A 3,436-nucleotide genomic window follows, 5' to 3' on the forward strand; every position below is an offset into this window, starting at 1 on the left:
CGACCGGGGTGCCGACCTCACTGACCATGACCACCCCGTCGAGCGGTTCCAACTCGGGGACGTCCAACGCGCCGAGCGAGCCGTCACCGCTCTGCAGCAGTTCCAGCACCGCCTCGCCGACGCCCTCCACCGGAGCCGGCTCGTCGTCCTCCGGGGTGCCCTCGCGACGGGCCGCCTCGGCCGCCCGCAGCAGCGCGGAGACGCTCGGCACCCGGTAGTCGCGACGCTGACGAACCGAGATCACCCGGGGGTGCGGGTCGCTGGCCTCGGCGCCCTCGCCGCCGCCGAAACGCTCGTCGGCCTCGTCCGGGTCGATCGAGTCGACATCCCACGGCGTCACCTCGCCGAAGGCGTCGAGCAGCCGCTCGTCGTACGCGAAGGAGGCGTTGTTCAACGCCACGTACGCCTGCCAGACGTCGTCGTCGTCGACGCGGCCCTGCGCGGCGCGTACGGCGGCCAGGTGGTGGCGGGCCGCTTCGATCACCCGCTCGAGAGCGGCGTCCAGCTCACCATGCTGGTCGGTCATGTGGGGCAGTCCCTTCACGATGGGGAGATTGCGCGCCGGCGGACAGGGCCGGACACGACTAGCAGGTGCGGAGGAACCGGTCGAGAACCCGCACGCCGAACTGTAGTCCGTCCACCGGAACGCGCTCGTCGATGCCGTGGAACAACGCCGAGAAGTTCAGGTCGGCGGGCAGCCGGAGCGGGGCGAACCCGAAGCAGCGGATGCCGAGCTGCGAGAACGCCTTGGCGTCGGTGCCCCCGGAGAGCATGTACGGAACCGGCCGCGCCCCCGGGTCCTCCGCCCGCAGGGCCGCAGACATGGCCTCGACCAGGTCACCGTCGAAGGTGGTCTCCAGCGCCGGTTGCCGCTGGACGTACTCGATCGCGATGTCCGGGCCGACCAGCTCGCGCAGCTGCCGCTCCAGCAGCTCGGACTGGCCGGGAAGGCTGCGGCAGTCGATGGTGGCGGTGGCCCGGCCGGGGATGACGTTGTCCTTGTAGCCGGCGCTCAACCGGGTCGGGTTGGCGGTGTTGCGGATGGTCGCGCCGATGATGTTGGCGATCGGGCCGAGCTTGGCGATGGCCGTCTCCGGGTCGTCCGGGTCCAACTCGATGCCGAGCAGGTCGGAGACCTCGGTCAGGAAGGCCCGTACGGTGTCGGTGACCACCACCGGGAAGCGGTGCCGGCCGATCCGGGCGACCGCCTCGGCGAGCGCGGTGACGGCGTTGTCGTCGTGCACCATCGAGCCGTGCCCGGGGCGACCCTTGGCGTGCAGCCGCAGCCAGTCGATGCCCTTCTCGGCGGTCTCGATGAGATAGAGCCGCTGGTTGTCGTTGACCGAGTAGGAGAAGCCCCCGACCTCACCGATCGCCTCGGTGCAGCCGTCGAAGAGGTCGCGGTGGTTCTCCACCAGGAAGCGCGCGCCGTAGTCGCTGCCGGCCTCCTCGTCGGCGGTGTACGCGAGCACGATGTCGCGCGGGGGCCGTACGCCGGTGCGCTGCCAGTGGCGGACCACGGCGAGCACCATCGCGTCGAAGTCCTTCATGTCGATCGCGCCCCGGCCCCACAGGTAGCCGTCGCGCAGCTCGCCGGAGAACGGGCCCACCGACCACTCGTCGGCGTCGGCGGGCACCACGTCCAGGTGGCCGTGCACCAGCAGCGCGCCCCGGCTCGGGTCGGTGCCCGGGATGCGGGCCACCACGTTCGCCCGGCCCGGCGCGGACTCGTGCAGGACGGACTCCACGCCCACCTCGGCGAGCTTCTCCGCCACGTACTCGGCCGCGCGGCGCTCGCCGACGCTGGTGTCGTTGTCACCGGTGTTGGTGGTGTCGATGCGCAGCAGGTCGCGGCAGAGGTCCACGACCTCTGCGGTGGGGTCGGGTCGGGCGGAGGCGGCGTCGCTCGTCATCGCCTCTTCATACCAGCCCGAGCCGGTGGACAGGCCGGCGCGGGTGGACGCATCGACGGGTCGGTTTCGCCGTGGCCGCGTTCGGGTACCGCCGCCGACGACCGTACGTCCCTGCCGGAGCTTCCGCCCGCCAGTCGAGGAGGGCACCATGTCCGCTGTTCCCCTGCCGCCGCTGCCGCCCACGCCCGCGCCCGCGGAGGGTTACCGGCCCGCCGGTAGCAGCATCGCCGACATCGTGGACCGGGAGCACCGGCAACTGCTGGCGCTGCTGGATCAGCTGGCCGGCCCGGACAGCACGCCGCAGGAGGGGCTGGCGGTGCTCACCGCCGCACTGTCGCGGCACCTGTCCGCCGAGGAGCAGTACCTGTTGCCGGCGGTCCGGGCGGCGCTGCCGACGGCCACCGAGCGGGTGGACGCGGAGATCAACGCCGATGCGGCGCTGCTCGGCGCCCTGAAGGGGCTCACCGACGAGTCGCTGACGGAGGTCGCCGAACGGGTTCGCCGGCACGTCGACGGGGTGGGCGGGTTGATCACCGAGCTGCGCGCGGTGGCCACCGAGGAGGAGCTGATCCGGCTCGGCAACCGGCTGGAGATCGCCGAGGAGGCCGCGCCGACCCGACCGCACCCGGGCACGCCGGCCACCCCACCGTGGAACCGGATCGTGGAGCCGGCGGTCGGGGTGGTGGACAAGGTCCTCGACGCGGTGACCGGACGCCCGACGTACCTGGCGGACCTGCCGGAGGCACCGCGCGAGCAGTGATCGGCGACCGCCGGCACTGCATTCATTATCACCGATCCGCTCGGGCTATTCCGCCAGCAGACCCCGTAGTCCTACCGTCACCCTATGAACCTGGAGCTGCGTCACCTGCGGGTGGTCTGCGCGATCGCGGAGACGGGAAGTGTGACGAAGGCGGCGTCGGCGCTCGGCCTGGCCCAGCCAGCGCTCACCGCCCAGCTTCAACGCATCGAGCGGACGCTGGGCGGCCCGCTGTTCGACCGGGACCGGCGTGGGGCCCGGCCCACCGCGCTCGGTGAGTTGGTGCTGGCCCGCGCCCGGGTGCTGCTGCCGGCGATGAAGGGGTTGCAGGACGAGGCCGCCCGGCTGGCCGGGGCGGGCGACGCGCCGCCGTGCTACCGCTTCGGCGGGGTGAACAGCCCGATCCTGGGCCGGCTGGTGCACCGGTTGGCCGCCGAGCAGCCGCCGGCCCAGATCACCACGTACGCGTCCTGGTCGGTCGACGAGTTGGCGCAGCTGGTGGCCGGCGGTCGACTGGACTTCGCGCTGGCCGGCGTGTGTGGCGACGCCAGCCCGTCGGCCGGGTTCGGGTTGAGCTGGCAGGAGGTGGCCGTCGACCCGGTGCTGGTGCTGCTGCCGGAGACCCATCCCCTCGCGGCGCAGGACGAGGTACGCCTGGCGGACCTGCGCCACGAGCAGTGGGTCGCCGCGCCGGGCGACGGCTGCTTCGCCGACTGCTTCGCCGCCGCCTGCGCCCGCGCCGGCTTCACCCCCCGCAAGGTGTACG

General features: G+C 72.8%; 4 protein-coding genes. 2 read left to right on the forward strand and 2 right to left on the reverse strand.

Features of this window, described 5'->3' with window-relative positions; genetic code table 11:
• The coding region (locus KBX53_RS26755; protein WP_210862292.1) for a hypothetical protein at window positions 1–526 on the reverse strand (526 nt) is incomplete at its 3' end.
• Between the two features lie 58 nt (window positions 527–584).
• Complete coding sequence (locus tag KBX53_RS26760; protein WP_030332765.1) at window positions 585–1,913, reverse strand: M20/M25/M40 family metallo-hydrolase; 1,329 nt, start codon at window positions 1,911–1,913, stop codon at window positions 585–587.
• Between the two features lie 148 nt (window positions 1,914–2,061).
• On the opposite strand from KBX53_RS26760, the gene KBX53_RS26765 reads away from it, so the two are divergent.
• Window positions 2,062–2,673, forward strand: coding sequence for a hemerythrin domain-containing protein (locus KBX53_RS26765; RefSeq protein ID WP_210862294.1), 612 nt, complete (start codon window positions 2,062–2,064; stop codon window positions 2,671–2,673).
• An 84-nt stretch (window positions 2,674–2,757) separates the two neighbouring features.
• Window positions 2,758–3,436: LysR family transcriptional regulator (locus KBX53_RS26770; protein ID WP_210862296.1), on the forward strand; the 679-nt coding region annotated here is incomplete at its 3' end.

The organism is Micromonospora sp. M51 (assembly GCF_018070305.1).
Taxonomy (GTDB): Bacteria; Actinomycetota; Actinomycetes; order Mycobacteriales; family Micromonosporaceae; genus Micromonospora; species Micromonospora parva.

What these genes read in the sequence shown, in the direction of transcription:
- KBX53_RS26760 (WP_030332765.1), bottom strand. Translation starts at nt 1,913, where the DNA reads ATGACGAGCGACGCCGCCTCCGCCCGACCCGACCCCACCGCAGAGGTC.
- KBX53_RS26765 (WP_210862294.1), top strand. Translation starts at nt 2,062, where the DNA reads ATGTCCGCTGTTCCCCTGCCGCCGCTGCCGCCCACGCCCGCGCCCGCG.